This is a genomic window from Clostridium sp. 001 (assembly GCF_019056555.1).
GTDB lineage: Bacteria > Bacillota > Clostridia > Clostridiales > Clostridiaceae > Clostridium_B > Clostridium_B ragsdalei.
The window spans coordinates 1,650,216-1,674,358 of sequence record NZ_CP020473.1 but is presented as its reverse complement, the minus strand read 5'-3'; the positions used below and the strand labels follow the sequence as shown (position 1 = coordinate 1,674,358).

Here is a 24,143-nt window from a genome sequence, read left to right as displayed (position 1 = left end):
TACAAAGTCTTAACTTTTGAGTTAAGACTTTTTTACATATATAGGGGGATTACGTATGTATACCAAAGAGGAGCTTAAACTTTTAGAGATTGTCCCTAAGATATCAAAAATAAGCTTAAAAACTATAGCGGAATTTTATTGTGATAATTTAACCAAAAAATCTTTTAAATATAAAATCAGATTACATAAGTCAAAAGATGAAATTGAAATAGATATTAGATTTTTTACAGAAAATCTACCGCATTTATTAGGTATACAGAAGGTAGCTGCTGAAGGTCAGAAATACAAATATGAAGGCAAGCTGGGTTATGAAGGTATGATTAGAGAATCTATAACAATTAAATTATTAAAAGATTTGGACAAGGGCTTAAGACCTAATAATAAGTCACAGAGAGTATTCCCTAAAATTGAGAGCAGGATAACTTATTTTTATTTGATGCCTCGGTTGATGGAAAAGTGCAATATAGTTAAATTTAATAACAATACAGTAACTCAATTATTTAATGGAAACTGTAATATAAAATCAGATTTCATTTTATATCATGAAAAATTGGGGGTGAAATTACACTTAGGGGTGGTAAAAGAGCAAAATGGGAAAGTGTATTATGTACCACAAACTTTTATTGTTAAATCAATTAGGGCAAGAGATAAAGACAGATTAACTAGTGGACAAAGGTTTGCTAATATAGTAGAACGTACTATAGAAAATATAGATTAGGTTAAAAAATATTTCAGTTATGAAGTGAAAAAATGATTTATTTATCTTATAGACAGTCCTATATAATGGAATGGATTATGGAATTATATTCTAGAAGATCAAAGAGATTTGTACTCAAATTTGTAACACAACCGTAACACAACCGGGAGAAAAAAGTGCGTATTTTCAAGGAAATAAAAGGGACAAGCAATGACGTAAACCTAGATATATCAACCGCTAGGGAGATGGATAAAATTAGGTAAAAGCTTTTTGGTCAAATCCAGAGGCCGGGAGTTCGAATCTCCCTGGGTGCACCAGTATCAATGCTTTCACGATATCGTGAGGCTTTTTTTATTGCCAAATAACACAAATAAAAAGACGCCCTATGAATTTATAGAGCGAACAAATCATTATCTACATATTTTGTCTTTCCGTAAAACTGCTTTCGTACAAGCTTTCCAGTATCGTCGTGTCCTATAGTAATTGTAGTTATCCATTCCTTTAGAACTCAATCTTTATAATATTTTTGTATGGAGCCTTCAGCATTTGCTTTTTTAGAGGGCATATATTACCCATTCTTTCCATATGTAATTATGACTGCTGTTTGACTGTGTATTTTGATGAATTTAGTGTATCATCAAGCAGATCTGTAAAAACTTTTCTTAGTGTTTTGAAAAATAATTTTTATTAAACTCATTTTCATTATCAAAATTTGTAAAAATATCAGAAGTATAATTTATAGAGCAAAAAATAATAATTAATAGGCAAGAAGTAAGGAGTAATAAGAATATAAGGTATAGGCAGTATGATTTTAATGAGCTTAAGAGGCAGCTGCTTGGATGGGGTGATGGATAATTTATGATTTTTGATGCATTTTTGTATTAAAAGGTGCTATTATGGTGCTAAAGGCTGATTTAGCATATAAAAACCTTAATACAAATAGTAATTTGAAAGGAACGAATAGGATAATGGATTTTACAGAAATTATGAAGCAAAATAAGGAATATTTTTCAAAGCATACAGATGTGCAGTCAAAATTACAACAAAAGGCGAAAGAATTATGCTGGAAATATAATCAGACTGGACCATCTGAAGAAGAAAAGAGAAGCAGTATTTTAAAAGAATTACTTGGAACTTATAATCCACTGACATTTATTGAACCATCATTTCATTGTGATTATGGCTTCAATATACATACCCATGGACTTACTGTGATTAACTATAATTGTGTAATATTAGATACATCGCCAGTCTATATTGGTGCAAATGCATTTATAGCTCCTGGAGTTTGTTTAGCATGTTCTGGACATGCTATACTTCCAAGACAAAGAGCAGAAGGAATTGGGACTTCAAAACCTATTACAATAGAAGATGATGTATGGATTGGTGCTAATGCTGCTGTGTGTGGTGGAGTTACTATCGGAAAAGGCAGCGTTATTGGAGCCGGAAGTGTGGTAAATAAGGATATTCCAGCAGGGGTAATTGCAGTAGGTAATCCTTGCAAAGTATTACGAAGGATTACAGAAAAAGACATAATTAATTTGTCATATGAGTAATGCAAATAGTAATTTATGAGGTGATGAATATGAAACTTAAATTGATTCCACTTAAAGCAAAAAACATTGAAATGTTTAAACGAGACATGCAAGAGGCATTTCAATATGGATACGAAACGGAATTCGGGCTATCCGATGAATTAATTTTACCAGAAAAGGACATAGATGATTCACTCAATGTCAATGGTGCTGAAGCATATCAGGCAATTGTTAACGGTGAGGTTTCTGGTGGAACAGTCATAACTGTTGATAACGAAACATATCATAATCATTTGGATTTTCTTTTTGTTAAAGTTGGTTGTCAAGGAACTGGCGTTGGGCAGGAACTTTGGAAGGCAATAGAAAATTTACACCCTGAAACAAAGGTATGGGAAACATGTACACCGTATTTTGAAAAGAGAAACATTCATTTCTATGTCAATAAATGTGGGTTTCATATTGTTGAGTTTTATAACCCACTCCATCGAGATCCAAATATGCCAGAGACTGTAGGTGGAATGCCAGCTGATAAAGGTGATTATTTCTTTAGATTTGAAAAAAATATGAACGGAACTCTTTTATAAATTCCAATTTAAAACAAGACCTTCTGGGGATATATTTAAATTAGGAAGGAGATGGACTTTAATTATGCAAATAAATAAACTTATTTATTTTTTAAGTGTAGCAAATCATTTGAATTTTACTAAAGCAGCACAAGAATGTTATTTAGCACAGTCAGCAATTAGCCAGCAGATTACTTCATTAGAACAGGAAGTTGGATTTCAATTATTTAAAAGAAGTAGTAGAAAGGTTGAACTTACTGAGGCTGGGAAGATATTTTACGAAGAAATAAAAGATGTAGTAGAGAGATATAAAAATGCAGTAAAGAAAGCCGAAAATATTGCCCACGGATTTAAGGGTATGATAACAATTGGAGTGTGCGGAGATATAGAAGAAATATTTTTGCCACAAATATTAAATAAATTTAAGGAAATGTATCCATTAATTGATATTAAGTTTAAAAGGGCATCCTTAGAAGATACAAGGAAACAATTAGAAAATAAGATTTACGATGTGGTATTTACATGGCCCTATGATATTGAGAATTTAAAAAATATTGATTACAAAGTAATATTTGAAGAAGATGCCTGCGCTATGATGAATTCTGATAATGATTTAGCCAGTAGATCCGCTGTTTCTAGAGAAGAGCTTGCTGGAGAAAATAATATAATGGTAGAATATAAAGAAAAAACAAAGAATTATAAGCATTTTTGCAAGTTTTACAGTAAATATAACATCATTCCTAAATCTATTATAACTGTACCGGACGGCAGTATATTAAATTTGATGATAGATTTAAATATGGGTATAAGTATTGTACCTAAAATAATTAAAAAATTAAATAGACCTAAAGTTTCTTTTGTGGAAATAGAAGGAGAACCCCACCCTATTAAATTTTGTTTAGCATATTTAAAGGATAATACAAACCCTTGTGTGGAGTTATTTGTTAAAGAAGCATCTATAAGTTAATCTTATAGATGCATTGCTTTATTGTATTTTTAATAAATAAAAGGAGATGTTATAATAAACGCATAGTACAGGAGGGATATTATGGATAAGAATTCAAATATTTTTAAACCTATTCATATTGGGAAGGTTATATCTAAAAATCGTATTGAAGTTGCGCCAGCAGGAGCATTTTTATGTTCAAGAGATGGTGGAAATAATTCTGAATTTTTAGCTTATCTAAAATCATTAGCCAAATCAGGAGCGGGAATTGTTACCTTAGGAGTTTCATCAGTAGATGAACAAAGCTCAGGAGTACCTGTTACTAATGTTGGAAATTCACTGTATATATCTGATTTAGCTGATATTGCAGAAGTAATTCATAGATATGGAGCATTAGCAAGTATAGAATTAATATCTGGACAATATATGCTTATGCCGCCTGAAGTTGTGGCAACGGGAAGCAGTAAGAAATTAATTAAACATATCATAGAGTTATTTGCAAATGCTGCTGAGAGATGTATGATTGCTGGCTTTGATATGATTATGATTCACGGCGGACATGGAAACGTTCCAGCTATGTTCTTTTCAAAAAAACATAATCATAGAACTGATGAATATGGCGGATCTTTTGAAAATAGATGTAGATTTGGACAGGAACTATTAGAAGCAATACGTGTAAAGGTAGGAAATAGAATAGCAATAGAATATCGTATAAGTGCAGAAGAATTACTAGAAGGTAATTCAGAGATAGAAGAAACTTTAGAATATGCAAAGAAAATTCAAGATAAAATCGATATTATTCATGTATCAAGAGGATTACTTCAAGAAGAAGCGTTACTACCTTATATATTCCAACCAACATACTTTCCACGTGCAATGAATCTAGAGGCAGCTAAAAGATTTAAAAAGGAATTGAATATTCCAGTATCAGTAGTTGGAAGCTTTGATTTAGAAACTGCAGAAAAAGCTGTTTCCAGCGGCGATGTGGATGTAGTTGCCATGATAAGGAATATTTTAGCAGATACAAACTGTGTAAGTAATGCTTATAAAGGCAAGAGTGATCAGACGAGACCTTGTGTACGTTGTAATACTTGTATTAATAGAACACATACACAATTCATACGTTTAAGATGTGCAGTTAATCCATTAATAGGAAGGGAAACTCAATTTCCTGAGATTGTGGAGACTAGACACAGTAAGAAAGTAGTTATAATTGGTGGTGGTCCATCAAGTCTTGAAGCGGCTAGAGTAGCGTCAAAGAAAGGTCATACTGTAGTTATTTATGAGAAAGATAGTGAATTAGGTGGAGCGTTAAAAATGGCTGCTGCTGCATCATTTAAAAAGGATTTAAAACGTTATCTTGATTGGTCAATAAGATCCGTTATCAGTGACCCTAAAATAGATGTCAAGCTTAATACATTAGCAACTCCTGAAAACATACTTGGGCAAAATCCTGATGTCGTTCTAATTGGAGTTGGAGCAAAACCTATCATTCCTAAGTTTACTTTAAGTGGTACTGATAAAGTTGTCTGGGTTGGAGATGTAGAATTAAAGAAGGTTCCAGTAGGTGAAGATGTTGTAATTGTAGGAGCTGGATTCACTGGATTAGAAGCCGCTCTTTCTTTAGCAGAAGAGGGCAAGAAAGTTAAAGTTATAGATATGATTCCAGAAGAAAAAATAGGTGCTGATGGTATAAAAATTAGCATGATTGGACTAAAGGAGTTACTTAAAAAAGCAGGTGTCACCTTTATTTGTGAAGTTAAGTTATCCGATGTAACAATGGAGGGAGCTGTTATAGAAGATAAGAATGGAAACAAGGAAACTATTCCATGCGATACTGTAATTTTATCCTTAGGGGTGAGGGCTGATAAAGAACAAGTTGAATTATTTAGAGACCTAGTAGAAGAAACTTATGTTATTGGAGATTGTAATACAAAAGGTGGCACTTTGTGGAATGCAACAAGAACTGGCTTTGATGCTGCAATGGAATTATAAAAAGATGCTATTATGGTGTTAAAGACTGATTTAGCATATAAAAATCTTAATACAAATAGTAATTTGTTGTGGGGATTAATTTATAAAAGAGGGCGTGTAAGTGAAGAGTGTATATGATATAAAATTGTTCGTGAATCTATATGATTGTTTCATGAGAAAAATCATGTTCCCAAGATGCTTTAATACGACAATAGAAACACATATGGGCATATTAAAAAATGAGTTGAAGGATATACATGGAAAAAAGGTGATAGAGTTGGCTGCAGGAACTGGGAGTACGTCAGAGATTCTACCTATAGACAATTCTTATATTGGAACAGATGTAAGTATGAGAATGTTAAATATAGCAAAATCAAAGTTTAAAAAGATGGGTTTTGAAGATACTGTATTTGAAATAGCCGATGCATGTAATCTTAAATTTGAGGCTGAATACTTTGATTTGGTAATCTGCAACTTGGCAATGACCTATTTTATTAATATAGATGATTTTGCTGATGGACTATACCATATTTTACGGCAGGGTGGAGAATATCTATGCAGTGTTCCAGTGTCGTTAAAGAATGGAAATAAAAAATATAGAATCAATGAAAAAATATCCACACCTCAAAAAATCAAGGATTTATTTGTGAGGCATGGTCTAGTATTTGAACCGCTAAAAAAACAGGCGGGAGAATTATTATATTTTAAAGCATATAAAATTGGGAAACAAATTGATGAAATTTAATAATGATGATTGTTTGACAAATTCCAATTTTAAGTTAAGCATTATAAATTAGTAATTTAGGGGAAGGATGAATGCATGATAAAATGAAATTAAAAATAAGCATGGCATTTTTATGGGTGGCTATATACTTCGTAGTTATGATGATATATACTTTTTTTGATATTGCTATATGGCGAAAAATTACATTAAAGTATTCAAATTGTTTAAATATTGTTTTTATTATAGCATGTGTTATTGCATTTATAATTCTACTTTGTAATAGAACAGGATATAAAGTTAAAATTTTTAAGAATGTAACAATTATAAATATCTTATTAGCAGTGGGTTGCTCTGTGTTATTTTATTTTCTTTTAGATAAGTGCTTTGACCCAATATTTGAAAGCCTTTATCCTGCCAGTGAGCAGGCATATGAAAATACAATACAATCGTTATTAAAAACGCCAATTACGAGTTTACTGCAAGTATGTATTATTGCACCCGTTATTGAAGAAATACTTATGAGAGGATTTGTATTAGGTGGATTAAAAGATTCTTATGGAAATGGCATAGCATTGCTAATATCAGCAGTTTTATTTGCAGTGCTCCATTTTAACATGGTTCAGACAATTTCTGCCTTTATTTGCGGAATTATACTCGGGATTCTTTTTCTTAAAACAGATTCAATTTTGAGTTGTATAATTGCACACATCGGTTATAATTTAATTTCATTTGCTATGATGATTATGCCTTATATAAAGAGATAAATTCCAATACCTCTATAATTATTTATTTAACCTATAGGTTGTACACTGTTATAAGAAAGATAAAAATCTTTTTTCTGCATATCTAATAAATATGCTGGAGCTATTCTTATAATTTTATCATTAACTTTTATTACTATGGTTTCATAAAATTCACTTAAACAATTTAAATTTGTTTTCTTAGTTGAGTATCCTATGATGTCACATTTATAAGTTTCATTTTTATTTTTATAATATATGTCTTTTAAATCAGCTGCTGTACGACTTAAAAGCTTCCATTCCCTTAACTTGTTTATCTTGTCATCTAAAGTGTTAAAAATAATAGTTGAATTTAAATCAACAACTTCATTGGAATCATCAAAACTATTTTCTTTATTGGGAGTTTTGATCAATTCTAGAAATTTGGATTCATTTAAAATTTTTATAGAAGATCCATTTTCATTCAACTCAGCTGCCTTTTCTTCCTTGGAACTCATTCCATTTTCACCTACAAGAGATTTATCCTGATTCCCAACTATTAAGTAATCTGTCTTTTTAGATACACCACTTTTTAATGTGCCACCTAAGTTGACTACTTTTTGCATAGACTCTTTTCTACCTAAACTTTCAAGTTCACCTGTAAAGACTACATTTTTATTATAAAATGGGCTGGATGTATCAATAATATTGTTATTGTCAGGTTTAATTTCAGATATTTTAACTGTATTGAATTTGTTATTAGTGAAACTATTTTTAGTATTATTAATAAAACCTTTTTGAGGATTCAGATCTTTAAAAGTTTTTATTGGAAGGCTAGTATATGTATGACAAAAAGATTCAAGATTTTTTTTATGAGCACGTTTTATACATTCAATTACTAAATTGGCACATGCTACAGCATCATCTAAAGAATTATGATGATGTCCTAAATCTACTCCAAAATATTTGGCACGGTCTTCTAAAGATTTACCAATTCCTTTCCCTCTACATAATTTTGTGGATATAGGTATACTGCAGATATAGTTGAAATTAGGCATAGAAATATCATATTCTAATAAACAATTTTTTAGTACTGACATATCAAATACGGCATTGTGAGTAATTATTATATTATCATCAAAATAAGTATGTATATCGTTCCATATATTAGGAAAAAGAGGTGAATTCTCTATGTCCTTAGGAGTTATTCCATTTATGGATATATTCTTTTTATTAAAATCAAGAGTTGGTGGATGAATTAAAAAGTAATCTTTTTTACATATTTCATTATTTTTTACAGCAGCAATTCCAAGTGAACAAGCACTGTTGAAATTATTATTTGCTGTCTCAAAATCTATTGCTACAAAATCAAATAACATAATAGTTTCCTCCTTATATTTTACCCGTCGTTTCTGTCTTCTTTATCATCTCATAATACTTACATTATACATGTTACTTTCTAAGTAGGTATTATGTCAATATGGTGTATCTTCAGGTAAATCCTTAAATAGTATAGCTGGCCTATCTATTATTTTTTCAATTTTTATATCTGAATTTTTGTTAGATAATGCTACTATAATAATAGCAGTTATTGAAAACGAACTAAAGAATAACAATAAGTATCCTTCTGACATAAAAATCTTAATACAAATAGTAATTTGCAAGCATTGAGAAAGAGGGTATAAAGTAGTATGAATAAAGAAATTACAAATAAAAATTTCTGGGAAAAGGTTGCAAAACTATATACACCAATGCAGGAAAGAAAAAATGCAAAACTATATCGGGAATTATGTGAGATTATATCAAGATCGCTGGATGAGAATATGCAGGTATTAGAATTGGCTTGTGGAACTGGACAACTTACATTTCCACTATGTAAAAAAGTATCTTCTTGGGAAGCAACTGATTTCTCAGAAAAAATGATTGAAGAAGCAAAGGCAAGAGCATCTAATTTACCTGTTACTTTTATTGTACAGGATGCAACGAACCTACCATATGAGAATGGAAGGTTTGATACAGTCGTTATTGCAAATGCACTTCATATTATGCCAAATCCTGATAAAGCACTAATGGAAATTCAGCGTGTGTTAAAAAAAGGAGGATTGCTGATTGCCCCCACATTTGTATATGATGAAAAAATCAATAAGGTACGAATTTGGCTAATGGAAAGAATGGGATTTCATACTTTTCATAAATGGGAATCTGATGAATATGTAGAATTCGTCCGAAAAAAAGGCTTTGATATAATTAATAGTTCTGTAATTGCAGGAAAAATTCTGCCGGAATGTATATTGATTTGTAAAAAATAAATTTAATGAGGTGAAATAAATGAGCATAGAAACAATTTACAATAGGAGGAGTATACGAAAGTATAAATCTAAAGAAATACCAATAGATATTCTTAATGAAATATTGGATGCTGGAAGAGCTGCACCATCGGGAAAAAATAGACAGCCTTGGAGGTTCATTGTGTTTGGTGGAATTAAAAAGGAAGAACTTTTATCAAAAATGGACGATGGAATACAGCGTGAATTAAATGAAGAAGCATTATTATCTAATTCAAGAGATGGAATACCAGATGCAAAGAATACTTTACGAATTATGAAAGAAGCTCCAATTATCATCATGGTTTCTAATACAAACGGTAAATCGCCATTTGAAAATATCACTACGGCAGATGAACGATTTACAGAAATTGTAGATACACTTTCTATAGGTGCAGCTATTGAAAATATGTTGTTACAGGCAGAAGATTTAGGAGTAGGTACATTATGGATTGCAAATACATGTTTTGCATATAATGAACTGGTAAATTATATTGATGTAAAAACACAGCTGGTTGGGGCTGTTGCACTTGGATATCCTGATGAAAAACCAAACCCAAGACCGAGAAAGACGCCAGGTAGCATTATTGAATATAGACTTTAAAAATTTACTTGTATTTTACACAGCATATTCAAAATTATGATTATAAAATTAATTACGAGTTTTTTAGAATGGGATATCTTAAATTTGAGATATCCCATTTATTTATCCATATCATTATAAATTTTTGTTCGTGCCTTAGTGACATCAGAAAAATTTTCTTATGCATCTTTATAATTATTTTCATTAATAAATTTTAATACACTATTAAATGCTTCTTTATATGTATTTTCAAAGTAGAAATTCAAATAGAAATGATAAATTATAGAAAAGTTTTAAATAAGGAATTTAATTACATTTTAAAGAATATTATGTAATGAGGTGATTAATATGAAACAAGAAGAAATAAGCTGCATAGTGGATCATGAAAAATTAAAATTACATATAATATATATTATAATCATTAGTATAGCGGTTATAGCAATTTTCATAACAACGTCGTGTTATTGGAATATCAAATTTGTAGATGAAGTGTCTTTTGCAGTGGCAATATCATCAATAATATTATCAATAATTGCTATAATAGTGACAATAAATGGAGAACAGAAGTCTAATAATACAAAGAACAAACTCGAAAATATATCTGATAATCTTGTAGACGTATCGCGAGAGACAAAGAGCAAATTTGAGGATGCATTTGATAATCTTGCAGATGTATCACAAGAAATAAATGTAGCAGCAAACAGACTGAATCAGATTAATGATATGAAATTTAAAATAGAAGAATTAAATAAAAATTTAGATGGAATGGATTCCAAAATTAGTCATAAATTAAGGGATTTGGAATCGACGATGACTAGCTTAATAGGTAATGAAGCTAATAGTTTAGATAGTGAAGATAATGATAGTTATATTAAAACATTGAAAAATTTCTTAAAATATAGTAAAAATAATACAGATAGGAAAATTATTATTTGTACAATATATTGGATTAATTCAATAAGTGAGATAATAAAAACTAATAAAGATAAAAATTTTAAATTTAAGTATTGCTTTGAGCAATATAACCAATATCTCAATGATATTGGTGGGAATAAAGGTCTTCAATATTATTATTTAGGGGTGGCAACAGTATTTGCTAATAATGTTTGGGTTAAAAATCAAATATTAAACGAAATGGAAGAAAAATACTATAATGAAAAAAGTATGCTGCAAAATCAAGTAGAAAAGAGATTCAACGGCTAAAGCAAAATAGATTAAATAGAGCAAGATTGCTAAAAAACTTGCGAAGAAGATATAATTATTCAAATAAGGAATGGGTATAGATTTGTGTAAAAAACCAAATCTATACCCATTATTTTTAGATGAATATTACTTTAATAAATAGAAACAAACTTTAAAGTTTTATGGTGCCATTTAAGCCTTTATTTGACGGCCAATTGATAATTCTGTTATTAAAATTAATTTCAACATGATCATTTAGAACCCTAATACATATACTTCGAGAATTATTTCTATACTTTAATATATTAGCTAAACATATAGCTTTTTCCAGGCCATCTCCCCTTTGATAGTTGCATACTTCATCTGGTTGAGCCATCCGGGAGCCATTATATATGGATACGTTAGGCATATTCTCCAATGTATTTATAACTTCATCCTCACTTAAGTTTTGGTACATATTAATTGAAACGGGATTTCGCTCTAAGGCTGCCTTGATAAAAGGATCCCATTCAGTCCTGGAAAAATCTCTTAATGCATAAAAAGCAAGATCTGCAGAAACGTTTGTGTCTCTAATAGACTCTAAATAGTTAACAATATCTTCACGGCTCATTTCTGACGATAACTGTATTGGTTCTGCTTTAATAAAATTTTTATTCTTTCCAGGAAGCCTTGGATCTATATTGCAAAATTCATATAGTGAAGTTAAAATCTCCTTTAGAGGCATATTAGGGAAGTTAAGTTCATCCATTACACTGATAATATCATTCTCATCATTAAAATCTACCTTGTGTTTTTTAAAGAATTCATCAAAGTTATTAAGACATATCCTATTTTGTATCGGTTCCTGAGAAAATTCATACTCATCAATCTCAGACAGCAATTTGTCTCTCGTACTCTTATTGATCTTGAAAGAGCTAGTATGTTCATAAGCATAGGCTTTTTCAGCGGGAATATATCTGTCACCTCCGTGATACTCATGCTTAATTTGAAAGAATTTTTGAAGATGGCTTTCCTGTCTAAGAAAATTGCATAATATCTCATAATCTATGTCATGTATAAGGAATTTCTTGAGCTTTTTTTCAAAGCCCATATATACCTCATGATCTATGGTTGCTTCGGGATATACCACATGGACAAAACCTGTGTTATGAGAAATAATTGTAATTTGTTCATTTCGTATTGCTCTTTGAGCTTTTACCGTAAGTTCAGTACCGTTAAACCACATATTTTTAGTAACAATCCTTCTATTATTTGTTACTATTCCACCCTTTACATCTACAAAATTTTGTGAATGAAGTGGTGTTGCAAGCAGGTATATGTCTTTAAGTGGTATTTTACATATTACAAACAGTGCAGCTGCATAAAGAGTAGATAAGGACACACATTCACCTGCACCTTTTTCGTAGTTATTTTTGTATTTAAATGCATTCATTGCTTCTACAGTTTCAGTTTTCCAATAAGGAATCATATTAGAGTTATATTTATCAAGACCAAAATGCCGTCTAATATCCATACTAAAATAATATTTGTCTCCTTCATAACCAAACAAGGCATTACTTCTGCTTATTGTTTCAACATTCATAAAGGGTTCAAAACGTGCTATTTCATTCTCTTTAGTTGTAAGTCCCCATGTATCAATATCCAGATTAAAATCATAATTGTCCATTATATACTGCTTAAGTCTTAATATTTTCCTATATGGATTTAATTTGTCAATATCCTTAAACCATTCATCCTTCTTCCATTCCCATATAATTGGAGACATTATGTTTGCTAGCAAGAGACTATATAGAAGTTCCGGAAATATGAAAATCTCCATATCTGATAGGGTAACTGCTGATGAATATTTTTCTATATCCTTATTATTAAAAATCTCAAACACATCCTTTTTATTGATAAAATTATACTGCTACGTATATAAATTTTAACATCTTCATAGTGTAGCTACAAGTCTAGAATATGGTGAAAATATTATTTATGCTTATGAAATTAAAAGTTTTTTGGTAATTTAAGGTTACTTATGACAGATAAAAGTTTTATTTTTTAAGTGATTCAAGTGATCAATTCTTTTGTTTGTAAATAGTCGAGTCTCTATGAAACTTTATCATAAAAATAATACATTTTTTACATATTTATGGAGAAGAAATAGAACTTGTACTATAATAAAAATATATATTAGGATGTTTAATTTTTTGATTATGTAAATTCCTCAATTATAAAAGCACCCACTAATCAGCTGTGAAGGAGAAAAGATGAAAAGAAATTTAAAGTTTTACGAAACACTGTTTGTGTCAACATTTTCAGTTAGCGCTTTCACCTTTGGGGGCGGATATGTGATTGTGCCATTGATGAAGCATAAATTTGTTGATACACTTCATTGGATTGATGAAAATGAGATGCTGGATATTGTTGCCATTTCACAGTCTTTGCCAGGGTCAATGGCCGTCGATGCTTCTGCTTTGGTCGGCTACCGTCTAGCTGGTATTCCAGGAGTAATTGTGGCGCTTATCTCAACGATTTTGCCACCTCTGGTCATTATAGCTGTTGTTTCACTCTTTTACCAGATGTTTAAAACAAATCCAGTGGTAAATGCTGTTCTAAAGGGAATGCAGGCGGGAATTGCGGCTGTTATTGCCGATGTGGTGATTTCTGGTGGGACTGAAATCTGCAAATCGAAAAACGCTCTTTCAATTTTTATCATGATCGCTTCCTTCTGTACAATTTATTTTCTAAATGCAAATGTCATATGGGTCATTCTGGCGTGTGGTGCACTTGGTGGCATTTTAACAGCTATTCAAAACCGAAAGAAGGTGATGAAAACATGATTTATTGGAAATTGCTTTTGAGTTTTCTACAGGTAGGACTTTTTAGTTTTGGCGGTGGTTATGGAATTCTTCCACTTATTCAGCAGCAGGTTGTCACCCAGAATCACTGGCTGACGATGAAAGAATTTGCCGATGTAGTGACGATTTCTCAAATGACACCAGGACCGATTGTCTTGAACGCTTCCACATTCGTAGGAATGAAAATGGCAGGGGTAACAGGTGCTATTGTGGCGACTTTTGGCTGCGCATTTCCAACGACAGTACTAGCAATTATTGTTGGATACTATTATTACAAGTATCGAGACATGACGCTTGTAAAAGGAATTTTTGAAGGGCTGCGCCCGGCTATTGTTTCTCTGATTGCCACAGTTGGGATGTCCATTTTGTTTTTATCACTGTTCAATGCTGAAGTATTCACTTTGAGTGTATTTTCTCATGTAGATTGGAAAGCTGTAGTCATGTTTCTAAGCTGTTTGTTCATTCTGCGCAAGTGGAAAACGAACCCAATTTACATCATGCTTGGTTCTGGAGTTATAGGGATAGTAGCTTATCTTTTCATGGGGTAATATGAAGGAATGTGTAACTTAGCGGAAAATTCCTTAAATGAACTTAGTTTTCTTACTTTTTCTAATTCCTCATCTTCCAAAACATATTTTAAAAATTGAGGATATAACTTTAAAGCTGTAATTATATCTTCACAGGCCTTATTTTCTTCATTAATTAAGGCATAAAAACAACTTCTGTTGTAATATAAAAAATGTACCTTGCTGCAATTATTAATCCCATTAGATAAAACTTTTATACCCTTTTTTGTATCTTTATATTTATAAATTACCGCTAAATTCAAATAACTGTATTCATAATGCTTGTTTTTATTAATTGATCTCTCATAGAAGCCAATTGCCTTTTTTATCATATTAAACTTATAACAAATTACTCCCATATTGAACAAAGCTAAATAATTATTTGGATCTATTTTTAAAGCTTTTGAAAACTTTTTATATGCAAGATCATTTTGATTTTGTTCTTCATAAATACTTCCTAAGTTTAAATTTGCCCAAAAATCTGCAGGATTTAAACTTAACAGTTTTTCATAAGTTTCTATTGCTAAATCCTTTTCTCCAGATACATCGTAAGCATTTGCTAAGAAAAAGTAAGCCTTATGATAATTTGGATTTATATAAATAGCTTTATTGTATAATTTTATAGCTTGTTCATAATTTTCTTCATCATCATATATTGCAGCTAAACCATAGTAAGCTCTTTCCTCGTAGTCATCTATATTTAAAGCTTCTTTGTAATACGCCTTAGCTTTCTCTGATTTTCCCAAAGTGTCATATATTAAAGCTAAATTAATTATTGAATCTACATCTTCACCATTTGAAAGTTCATAAACTTTATTATATAAATTTAATGCTTTAATTAATTTATTCTCTTCAAAGGCTTTCTCTGCTTTTTCTAAATATTTATTAATTTGTATACCATCCTTCATAAATACACTATTCCTATATAAATTATTTTATTTGAATTATCAACTAACTTTTTTTATCATATTAGTGACTGTAATTTTTCAAATAGTTCTGTATGCTTTTTCTTTAAATTAATTATCTTAAAATTATTATTAACAAAAGTGTGTAATGTGCTTCCTTTTGCAATTTCCTTTTGGTCATTTTCTCTAATAACCGAATAGTTAAATTCGGCTTTAACTGGTGTTAATTCTTTAATCCAAGTTTTTATTATTAGTTTATCTTCATATTTTGCACCCTGTAAGTATCTGCAATTACTTTCAACTAGAGGAAACATTATACCGTCTTTCTCCATTTGTGAATAACTTATACCAGTCTTTTTTATAAACTGTGTTCTAGCTTCTTCAAAGTATATATAATAATTAGAATGATGAACTATACCCATTTTATCAGTTTCTGCATATCTAACAACTACCTTTGTTTCATTTATGTACAAGTTTGACACGTCCTCTCCATGATAGAATTATTATACATAATATTATAACACCATTCATTATAAAGAAGAATCCGTGAGAAGTGAAGATAACTGTCATAAACAGAGTTCTAAGTTTCAGGTGGAGTTTTTTTCTCCATCTGAAACTTATTAACAGGATTCTTAGTGCTTTAGCACTTAGAAGGCGTTATCCTTTAGGAAAAATCGTTATCCAGAGGCGTAGCAGCCGTTATCCCACACTTTATAAGAAGATGGGGGTATTACGGCTGGTAGCCATCGGATAAAAAATAATAGAGAGATATTTTGTATGAAATGATATAATTTACTTATAGGTTAATGAGCAGCGGTAAATTTCTGCAATCTTGAAAGAAGGTGCTTTTTAATGTTTATTGTTTGGGAAGCTCTTTTTGTTTGTAAAAATAGAAGATTAAATATTAAAAAGAATTTATGATAGTAGGCTAGTGGAAAATAAAGTTAATTAAGGGAGGAAGTAAAGAATGTTTGGTGAAAAGTCTAATAAAAGATTTGAGGTAATTTTTAAAGAGGGTACTACATCTGGATATAAGGTGATAGTAGATAAAGAAACAGGTGTTGAATATTTATTTAGTTATGATGGATATGCTGGGGGATTAACGTTGTTGGTTGATAAAGATGGAAAGCCAGTTATTAAATCAGATAATGAATAATATTCTTAATTTGTGTATTAGCAGATAGTTCAAATTCAATTCAAATTTGGACTATCTCATAGGTAATAAAATAAACATTCCTGGCATAATTTAAAAATAGAAGGTGGATTATATATATTAACAAAGGAAGCGCTTTGTCTGCAGAAAGGCTTCCTTTTATTTTTGTCTAAAAATTTAATTATGGAGGTACAAAATGATAGATAATGCATTAAAATCAATACTAAATTTTTTTAAGGGTATTTTTAAAAAAAAGTATAGAGTAATTCCACAGAAAATTAATTTAAAATTCAATCAAAATGGGGAATTTAAAATTGTTCAATTTACAGATTTGCATGAGTATTCTTTCAAAAATAAAAAAACTATAAGGCTTATGGAAAATGTGTTAGACACTGAACAGCCAGATCTTGTTGTGCTAACTGGAGATATTATAGACGGTAGGTTTTGTAAACTAAAAGAACAAGTTAAAAAGGCAATTGCAAATATTGCCAAACCAATGAAAGATAGAAAAATCCCCTGGGCAGTAGTTTTAGGTAATCATGATAATGAATTATGTATGGTAAATAGAAAAAATCAGATGAAAATGTATATGTCGTACAAGTATAATCTTAGTCAAAGCTTTTCAAGTGCAATTGGTAGAGCAGGAGATTATAATCTTATCATCAATAACTCTAAAAATGATAAACCTATATTTAATATTTACATGCTTGATTCAGGCAGCTATGACATAAAAGGGTATGGATATATAAGAAAACAACAAATAGATTGGTATAAAAAATTATCAACTAATCTAAAAAAACAATTTGGCAAGACAATTCCATCACTTATGTTTTTTCATATTCCACTGCAGCAGCAATATAAGGTATGGCAAAGTGGAAAAGCTATAGGAGAAAGAAATGAAAAAGAATCCCCACAATCTGTTGATAGTGGATTGTTTTCTGCACTTATTGAAATGGGGGATGTGAAAGGTGTATTTGTAGGGCATGATCATACTAACGACTATATAGGAGATTTAAATGGTATTACTTTAGGGTATGGGCGTAAGACAGGATACAACTCTTACGGAAAAAAAGGCTTTGCTAAAGGAGCAAGAATAATTATTTTAAATGAAAACAATTTAGAAAAGTTTAAAACATATACAAAAATTTTATCTTACATAAATGTATAAAATATTATCATAAATTTCTACATCATGTAGGGTGAAATGTAAACGTATAAATATTATACTATATACATACAGAAGATTTAAAAAATTCAAGGTTATTTCAAAAAAATTATGGGGGTGAAATAATATGACACCAAAAGAGATGACTGCAGTACGTGATAAAAGAATGTTAGCTGCACTAAACATGGAAAAACCGGATAGAATTCCAATTATGCTTTCCGGGCAGATGTATTTTAAATTTATATGTAAGTTTTTTTAAAATCAAAGAGAGAAGAAGGGAGTTTAAAGTTATGAGTAAAGGTATGAGTAAAGGTAAATCAGCAACTATATTCGCAATATTTTCTTTTTCATTTCTGGTTATGGCACAAGGAGCAACTTCTCCTGCACTTGCAAGTATAGGTCAAGCTTTCCCAAAAATAGATTTTAGTGTAGTGGTACTTATAGCTACATTACCATGTTTAACTACGATTCCATTTTCAATGATAGGAGGAAAATTAGCTGGTAATATTATGACATTTAGAAGTGTTACAATTATTGGAATAATTCTTACTATCATTGGCGGTGCTGTTCCTTATTTTGCAAATAGCTTTGTCCTAATTCTTATTATGAGAGCTATAATGGGAGCTGGCGTAGGTTTAATATCTCCAATGCCATCAGCACTTATTATGAACTTTTTCCAAGGAAAAGATGTAGAAAACCTCATGGGTTACAATAGTGTTATTCAGAATATAGGTGGTATTGTGTTCCAGATGCTTGGAGGATTTTTATGTGTTATTAGCTGGCGAACTACCTTTTTAACTTATCTTTTGGCTGTTATATCTCTTATCGTAGTTATTTTCATGTTACCTGAGCCTGCGAAGGTAGAAAAGGCAAAGAATGAAAAAGTAAAGATGCCTGGTATGGTATATGTATGGTCAACAATTTTCCTAGTTTATACTTTAATAAATTACCCAATGTTAACTGGTATGTCATCTTTAATAGTTGACAATAAATTAGGAACTGCAGCTAGTGCAGCGATGGCGCTTACTATGTTCTCCATAGGTGGAATGTTCACTGGTGCGATTTTTGGAAAATTATATCATATAGCTGCAAAGTACACCATAGTTGTAGGAACGGTTCTCCATGCTATAGGATTTGTGATTTTGATCTATGGTAATAGTGCTTTTATGTTTACTGTTGCAGCAACTATTGTTGGAATGGGATTTGGACTTGTAGTACCAGCTGTAATTATGTATGTTGGTATGCCGGTGCCTCAGTCAGCACAGCCTTTTGCAATTTCTATAGCTCTTGCATTTATGAGTATAGGTGGTTTTGTTTCAAGTTTCTTCTTTGCTTTTGTTAAGAATACTTTTAATATATCATCTATGAGATTTCCATTTGTATTTGGAGCTATATGTCTTGTGATCTACTCAATTGTTCAATCATTGGTTAATTTAAAGACATCAAAGCCAGAGTCAATAAGTGTTGAATAACAGAAGTTAAAGTTATTAGTATAATTTAAGAGGTGTATAAAATGAAAACAGGTCAAAGCTTGTACGATGAACATTTAGATCGTTATATGAAAACTGTAGCACTTATGAAAACTGATAGGACTCCGGTGATGATTAATGGGGATTCCTTTTGTGCAAAACATATGGGTGTGAAACTTTCAGACTTTGTTTCAAACCTTCAATTATCTTGTGATACAATTTTTAATTCTGTATCACAGCTAGGAGATGTAGATGGTTGTGCCAGTAATTATGCAAATCCACTTATGTTTTCCTTTGGATTACTTTCACATGTTAAACTTCCTGGAAAAGAGCTTCCTGACAATCAACTTTGGCAAGTAGTCGAAGCAGAAAATTTGAATATTGAAGATTATGATACCATACTTAGCAAAGGATGGAACAACTTTTTACAGGATTTTTTAGAAAATAGACTAAAATTAGATTTTAATGGACTTAAAGCAACTTTAGATTTTGCTCCAAAAGCAGCCAAAAAATTTGAAAATGCAGGGTATATTGCTCCTACATCTGCATTTATGGGAAATGTCACGGAACATATAAGCTTTGGACGTTCACTGTCTAAATTTATAAGAGATTTATACAAGATGCCGGATAAGGTAGAAGCTGTATTAAATGTTATACAGGAAGAAGAAATTGCTCAGTTGAAACAGCAGCTTGAGGAAGTAAAAAAGAATAAAAAGCAACCTCCAATAATGTTAGGGGGTTCCTGTCGTGGTGCTAGTGAGTTCTTTACGCCTAAACTTTGGGAGAGGTTCATATGGAAATATATGAAGGAGGCAACTGATGTTGCCATTGAGGCAGGATTCAAAGTTATGTTCCATGTAGATTCAAACTGGACTAGAGACTTGGAGTATTTTACTGCATTTCCAAAGGGGTCATGTATCTTCGAATCGGATGGTATAACTGATAAGGAAAAATTTTTAAAGTTACTTGGGGGTCGTATGTGTTTTAAGGGAGATGTGCCTGCACAAATGCTTGTTCTTGCTACGCCGGATGAGGTATATAATTATTGTACTAAACTTATTAAAGATTTTGATGGTACCGGATTAATTCTTTCTTCAGGATGTACAATACCATTTAATGCTAAGGTTGAAAATGTAAAAGCTATGGTTTCAGCTGCTACTGGTAAGTAGAAACAACCAAATTATTTTTGAAACTTACAACGAGAGTAAAAACTATTTTAGTTTACTCTCGTTCTTTTATTAAACAGTTTTTAAAAATACTGCATATTTTCTGTCTGCTATCATAATATGGTTACTAATCCATTCAGATAAAAAATCTATAATTTCTAATATTACTTTTCTTTGATTATCATCTATATCCTCTCTAGAAGCAACTTCATTTATTTTATATACGTAAAATCCATGTTCTTCTTCTTGATCATGAATATGATCATAATTATATTTTTTTAGCATATTTTCTTCATACTCAAAATGATATTTTGTATATTCTAAAAGCTCATCAAGTATTGTCATTATTTCATCATATCTATCATATCCATCATCTAGTACTGCAATATCATAGGCTTTTTTCCCTATTTCCATTAGTTTTTTATGTTGTTTATCTATTTCATCGATATTTAAATTAAATTCTTCTTTCCATTTAAATGCCATTTTGCCATCTCCTTTTTATTAATATAAACTATTAATAAATAAATATTATCATATACTTTCACTAAATGCAAGTGTGTTTATTGTTTTACTTAACTTTCCCAGTTTAAAAACTTTGCGAAGCAAAGCTTTTTTAATTAATAGTTAATAATGAAGAATTAATAGTTAATGTGGATTTTTTCCGTTACACTACAAAAAATCTTTGATTAAGTTTTTCATCACTCGTTTCGATAAAGCGAAACATTGCTGATTTATATAAATTTAAAGATTTTTTGCGGCAGCTAAAAATCATCCTTATTTGATATTTGAACTTTGTTCTTTAAAAAATTTTATATGTGTCAAAGTTGAGTATTTAAGTAAACCTAAAAAATACTTTTGCATTATTAGTATAAGCTAAGCAAAAACTATTAGTAACATATGTTATTATGTATTTAAGGGGTGAAAGTATGAACAAGGAAAATAATTATGAGATTTGTTATGAAAATATGTGTAAGGAATTTGTTAAATATGATCCAGAAGAAGTCGCTAAAAAAAGCAGGGCTTATTATGATCTTGAAAAGAAACAATTTACATTAACCTGTTTTAACAAAGAATACTTAATTTCTTATCCAGATGGAAATATTGTATTAAAGAATAATAGAGATAAAGATCCATCTGTAGATATAAATACAATGCTTATGCTTAAAATGCTTATGCTTAGTTATCTATACAGGTCTGCTAATAGCAGTCTAACAAATAAGTGGGTGCCTCTTAGAGAATTAAAAGGAGTTGGTCATGCTTATCAGGGATTTGCAGATCGCGGTATAGATAAATTAGTTGAGTTTTTCGGGCATAAGGGAGATCTTTTCTTGAAAGCAGGTATTAAGTTAGGTGGAAAAAAAGTTGATGTTGGAGATGTGGGAATAAAGATTGATGTATTACCTAATGTGCCTATGATATTTGGGTTATGGACAGCAGATGAGGAATTTCCAGCAGATGCTGCTATCCTTTATGATTGTTCTGCAGTTAATGAGCTGCATGTAGAAGATTTAGCTGGTTTATGCTCCGAAGCAGCTGATGAAATAATTAGAGCTGCCAAACTAATTCACAATTAACAGTTATAGAGTTCCTAAACGAAAAATCAACTTATACGTGAAATATAATGACAAAATTGAAATCATACTTAAAAACTTTTATAAATAAGTCTTAGCTTGGTATTTTAGAAAATCTTAGAAACTTAGATATGTCTGAGGTACGAGTTTATCTAAGTTTCTTTAGGTTTTCAAAATGCCAAGCTTTAGATTTATTAAAAGCTTTTATGATGATGAAATTTGTCATTATATAATATTGTATAATGTAATTTCCAATTTAGAAAGTTGATTTACAGTTATTTTTAATCCTTAATAATTTTGCTCCATTTAGATGCGGAATCTACCACTACTATTATTACTATAGCAATCATTATTGTCATAAGAAAAGAATTTAATATCATATTTTTAGGAATATAGGTTTTGAATATGGACCATGTACCAGCACCTACAGTAGTAACAAGTAAAGCTAACATTGGAATTAAGGTTATGAGGGCATAACTTCTTTTTTTACTATGCTTTAATATTATAGTAGTTCCTATAGTTAAGGCTAAAGTTGCTAGAAGCTGGTTAGCCACACCAAATATAGGCCAGATAGTTGATATGCTTCCTCCAAACAATAAATATCCCCAAGCAAAAGATACCAAACCACTAGTTATTATAATTCCTGGCCACCAATCGGTCCTTTTCAAAGGTTTATAAACTTTTCCTGCTATATCTTGAACTATAAACCTTCCAACTCTAGTACCTGCATCTATAGTTGTCAATATAAATAGAGCCTCAAACATTATTGCAAATTGATACCAATAGGACATTAAGTATTTTAAAAAGGGTATTCTGGAAAATATATAAGCCATTCCTACTGCTAAAGATACTGCACCGCCGGGTCTATGTGCTATATTCTCTCCAACAAGCTGTGAAAGTTGAGGCAAGTTAACAATTTTATAACCTGCAGCCTGTAGTTTGCTAAAGGCTGCTGCACTAGTATTTATGGCAAAATAGTCTCCAGGTTGAAGAACTGTAGCTGCAATTAGTGCCATTACTCCTACAAAACATTCTGCTAGCATAGCACCATATCCTATCATAGGAATACTTTTTTCATTATCTATAAGCTTTGGCGTAGTTCCTGAGGATATTAAGGCGTGGAAACCTGATATTGCTCCACAAGCTATAGTTATCATCAAGAAAGGCCACAGCGGTCCTGGTATTATAGGGCCTCCACCAGCTGCAAATTTAGTTACTGCAGGCATTGCAATTGTAGGTCTAACAAATACTATGCCTAAAGCTAGGACAAGTATAGTGCCTATTTTCATATAAGAACTTAAATAGTCCCTTGGAGCTAGTAAAAACCATACAGGTAAAGTAGCAGCAAGAAAGCCGTAAGCTGGAAGGACAAGTTTTAATTGGGTTTCGTTAAGAGTAAAATAGCTTGCTAAACTAGATGCCTTGACTGCAGGTCCTAGTACTACTCCTAAAAGTACTAATATAACGCCTATAGCTGAGGCTTCTCCTATCTTTCCAGGTCGAATATATCTCATATATATTCCTATAAACATAGCTATTGGTATAGTAACTGTTACTGTAAAGGTACCCCAAGGATTAGAGTAAAGAGCATTTACTATGACGATGGCAAGTCCTGCCATAGACAAAATTACTATTAAAAGGACTGCTATACTGCTGGCTGTCCCTGTAATCCTACCAACTTCTTCCTTCGCGATTTCTGCTAAAGATTTGCCATCATGTCTAACTGAAGCAAATAAAATTACCATATCATGTACTCCACCACCTAGCACTGCTCCTATAAGCAGCCACAAGTAGCCTGGCATGTATCCAAATTGTGCAGCAAGAACTGGACCTATAAGTGGGCCTGCACCAGCTATGGCAGCAAAGTGGTGTCCAAAAACTACCCATTTGTTAGTTGGCACATAGTCTCTTCCGTCATTAAATTTATTAGCAGGAGTTTCCCTGTCTGGGTCTATCATTAAGACTTTAGTAGCTATGAAATATCCATAATAACGATATGCAATGATTAAAACTAATGCAGCGATAATAACTAAAGTTATTGCGTTCATATTTTGAGAC

At 31.1% G+C, this 24,143-nt stretch carries 25 protein-coding genes; 18 read left to right on the top strand and 7 right to left on the bottom strand.

The genetic code is table 11. From position 1 onward, the window contains the following. Nucleotides 1–55 precede the first annotated feature (55 nt). The 7 genes from B5S50_RS07600 to B5S50_RS07570 all read left to right on the top strand — a co-directional run bounded on the left by B5S50_RS07600 (nt 56) and on the right by B5S50_RS07570 (nt 7,203). The gene (locus B5S50_RS07600; protein WP_217303496.1) at nt 56–718 is read left to right on the top strand and encodes a PBECR4 domain-containing protein; all 663 of its coding nucleotides are present in this window, start codon (nt 56–58) and stop codon (nt 716–718) included. Between the two features lie 947 nt (nt 719–1,665). Further along, nucleotides 1,666–2,253, top strand: coding sequence for a sugar O-acetyltransferase (locus B5S50_RS07595; RefSeq protein WP_065078621.1), 588 nt, complete (start codon nt 1,666–1,668; stop codon nt 2,251–2,253). Nucleotides 2,254–2,282: 29 nt separating this feature from the next. Then, nucleotides 2,283–2,816 carry a GNAT family N-acetyltransferase gene (locus tag B5S50_RS07590; RefSeq protein ID WP_217303495.1) on the top strand — a complete coding sequence of 178 codons (534 nt, stop codon included), beginning with the start codon at nt 2,283–2,285 and terminating at the stop codon, nt 2,814–2,816. 64 nt (nt 2,817–2,880) lie between these two features. Next, a complete protein-coding gene (locus B5S50_RS07585) occupies nt 2,881–3,762 on the top strand; it encodes a LysR family transcriptional regulator (protein ID WP_065078606.1) in 882 nt (293 codons plus the stop codon). A gap of 81 nt (nt 3,763–3,843) precedes the next feature. After that, entirely contained in the window at nt 3,844–5,736 is a 1,893-nt protein-coding gene (locus B5S50_RS07580) for an FAD-dependent oxidoreductase (RefSeq protein WP_065078607.1), read from the top strand. Between the two features lie 100 nt (nt 5,737–5,836). Beyond that, nucleotides 5,837–6,460 carry a class I SAM-dependent methyltransferase gene (locus tag B5S50_RS07575; RefSeq protein ID WP_065078608.1) on the top strand — a complete coding sequence of 208 codons (624 nt, stop codon included), beginning with the start codon at nt 5,837–5,839 and terminating at the stop codon, nt 6,458–6,460. A gap of 71 nt (nt 6,461–6,531) precedes the next feature. After that, nucleotides 6,532–7,203 (top strand): CPBP family intramembrane glutamic endopeptidase, encoded by a 672-nt coding sequence (locus B5S50_RS07570; RefSeq protein ID WP_065078609.1) that lies wholly within the window; start codon nt 6,532–6,534, stop codon nt 7,201–7,203. Between the two features lie 26 nt (nt 7,204–7,229). Here the strand turns inward: B5S50_RS07570 and B5S50_RS07565 are convergent, their stop codons facing one another. Next, nucleotides 7,230–8,537 (bottom strand): exonuclease domain-containing protein, encoded by a 1,308-nt coding sequence (locus B5S50_RS07565; protein WP_217303494.1) that lies wholly within the window; start codon nt 8,535–8,537, stop codon nt 7,230–7,232. A 96-nt stretch (nt 8,538–8,633) separates the two neighbouring features. After that, nucleotides 8,634–8,774, bottom strand: coding sequence for a hypothetical protein (locus B5S50_RS07560; protein WP_217303840.1), 141 nt, complete (start codon nt 8,772–8,774; stop codon nt 8,634–8,636). Between the two features lie 75 nt (nt 8,775–8,849). Here B5S50_RS07560 and B5S50_RS07555 point away from each other — a divergent pair, with 75 nt between their 5' ends. The 3 genes from B5S50_RS07555 to B5S50_RS07545 all read left to right on the top strand — a co-directional run bounded on the left by B5S50_RS07555 (nt 8,850) and on the right by B5S50_RS07545 (nt 11,268). After that, nucleotides 8,850–9,467: a class I SAM-dependent methyltransferase gene (locus B5S50_RS07555; RefSeq protein ID WP_217303493.1), complete on the top strand. Its 618-nt coding sequence runs from the start codon at nt 8,850–8,852 to the stop codon at nt 9,465–9,467. Nucleotides 9,468–9,486: 19 nt separating this feature from the next. Next, nucleotides 9,487–10,086, top strand: a complete 600-nt coding sequence (locus B5S50_RS07550) for a nitroreductase family protein (RefSeq protein WP_217303492.1) — start codon at nt 9,487–9,489, stop codon at nt 10,084–10,086. A 327-nt stretch (nt 10,087–10,413) separates the two neighbouring features. Beyond that, nucleotides 10,414–11,268, top strand: coding sequence for a hypothetical protein (locus tag B5S50_RS07545; protein WP_217303491.1), 855 nt, complete (start codon nt 10,414–10,416; stop codon nt 11,266–11,268). 151 nt (nt 11,269–11,419) lie between these two features. On the opposite strand, the gene B5S50_RS07540 is transcribed toward B5S50_RS07545, so the two are convergent. Beyond that, nucleotides 11,420–13,129: a hypothetical protein gene (locus B5S50_RS07540; RefSeq protein ID WP_217303490.1), complete on the bottom strand. Its 1,710-nt coding sequence runs from the start codon at nt 13,127–13,129 to the stop codon at nt 11,420–11,422. A 370-nt stretch (nt 13,130–13,499) separates the two neighbouring features. Between B5S50_RS07540 and B5S50_RS07535 the strand changes: the two genes are divergently transcribed. Both B5S50_RS07535 and B5S50_RS07530 read left to right on the top strand, forming a co-directional pair. Then, a complete protein-coding gene (locus tag B5S50_RS07535) occupies nt 13,500–14,072 on the top strand; it encodes a chromate transporter (protein ID WP_217303489.1) in 573 nt (190 codons plus the stop codon). Continuing rightward, nucleotides 14,069–14,638, top strand: a complete 570-nt coding sequence (locus B5S50_RS07530; protein ID WP_217303488.1) for a chromate transporter — start codon at nt 14,069–14,071, stop codon at nt 14,636–14,638. The genes B5S50_RS07535 and B5S50_RS07530 overlap by 4 nt, the downstream gene beginning before the upstream one ends. Here B5S50_RS07530 and B5S50_RS07525 read toward each other — a convergent pair. Both B5S50_RS07525 and B5S50_RS07520 read right to left on the bottom strand, forming a co-directional pair. Beyond that, complete coding sequence (locus tag B5S50_RS07525) at nt 14,620–15,564, bottom strand: lipopolysaccharide assembly protein LapB (protein WP_217303487.1); 945 nt, start codon at nt 15,562–15,564, stop codon at nt 14,620–14,622. The genes B5S50_RS07530 and B5S50_RS07525 overlap by 19 nt on opposite strands. A 56-nt stretch (nt 15,565–15,620) precedes the next feature. Further along, nucleotides 15,621–16,034 (bottom strand): thioesterase family protein, encoded by a 414-nt coding sequence (locus B5S50_RS07520; RefSeq protein ID WP_217303486.1) that lies wholly within the window; start codon nt 16,032–16,034, stop codon nt 15,621–15,623. A gap of 494 nt (nt 16,035–16,528) precedes the next feature. On the opposite strand from B5S50_RS07520, the gene B5S50_RS07515 reads away from it, so the two are divergent. From B5S50_RS07515 to B5S50_RS07495, 5 genes are all read left to right on the top strand, one after another. Further along, nucleotides 16,529–16,717 (top strand): DUF6440 family protein, encoded by a 189-nt coding sequence (locus B5S50_RS07515; RefSeq protein WP_217303485.1) that lies wholly within the window; start codon nt 16,529–16,531, stop codon nt 16,715–16,717. Between the two features lie 193 nt (nt 16,718–16,910). Then, nucleotides 16,911–17,882 carry a metallophosphoesterase family protein gene (locus B5S50_RS07510; RefSeq protein ID WP_217303484.1) on the top strand — a complete coding sequence of 324 codons (972 nt, stop codon included), beginning with the start codon at nt 16,911–16,913 and terminating at the stop codon, nt 17,880–17,882. A gap of 124 nt (nt 17,883–18,006) precedes the next feature. Then, on the top strand, nt 18,007–18,138 hold the full coding sequence (locus B5S50_RS07505) for a uroporphyrinogen decarboxylase family protein (RefSeq protein WP_217303483.1): 132 nt from the start codon (nt 18,007–18,009) through the stop codon (nt 18,136–18,138). Between the two features lie 31 nt (nt 18,139–18,169). After that, complete coding sequence (locus B5S50_RS07500; protein ID WP_254306732.1) at nt 18,170–19,351, top strand: MFS transporter; 1,182 nt, start codon at nt 18,170–18,172, stop codon at nt 19,349–19,351. 41 nt (nt 19,352–19,392) lie between these two features. Beyond that, the gene (locus B5S50_RS07495) at nt 19,393–20,517 is read left to right on the top strand and encodes a uroporphyrinogen decarboxylase family protein (RefSeq protein ID WP_065077052.1); all 1,125 of its coding nucleotides are present in this window, start codon (nt 19,393–19,395) and stop codon (nt 20,515–20,517) included. 69 nt (nt 20,518–20,586) lie between these two features. Here the strand turns inward: B5S50_RS07495 and B5S50_RS07490 are convergent, their stop codons facing one another. Next, a complete protein-coding gene (locus B5S50_RS07490; protein WP_065077051.1) occupies nt 20,587–20,997 on the bottom strand; it encodes a bacteriohemerythrin in 411 nt (136 codons plus the stop codon). A 443-nt stretch (nt 20,998–21,440) separates the two neighbouring features. Here B5S50_RS07490 and B5S50_RS07485 point away from each other — a divergent pair, with 443 nt between their 5' ends. Beyond that, on the top strand, nt 21,441–22,088 hold the full coding sequence (locus B5S50_RS07485; protein ID WP_217303482.1) for a DUF3786 domain-containing protein: 648 nt from the start codon (nt 21,441–21,443) through the stop codon (nt 22,086–22,088). Nucleotides 22,089–22,366: 278 nt separating this feature from the next. Here the strand turns inward: B5S50_RS07485 and B5S50_RS07480 are convergent, their stop codons facing one another. Continuing rightward, on the bottom strand, nt 22,367–24,133 hold the full coding sequence (locus B5S50_RS07480) for a carbon starvation protein A (protein ID WP_065077049.1): 1,767 nt from the start codon (nt 24,131–24,133) through the stop codon (nt 22,367–22,369). Between the last annotated feature and the right edge of the window lie 10 nt (nt 24,134–24,143).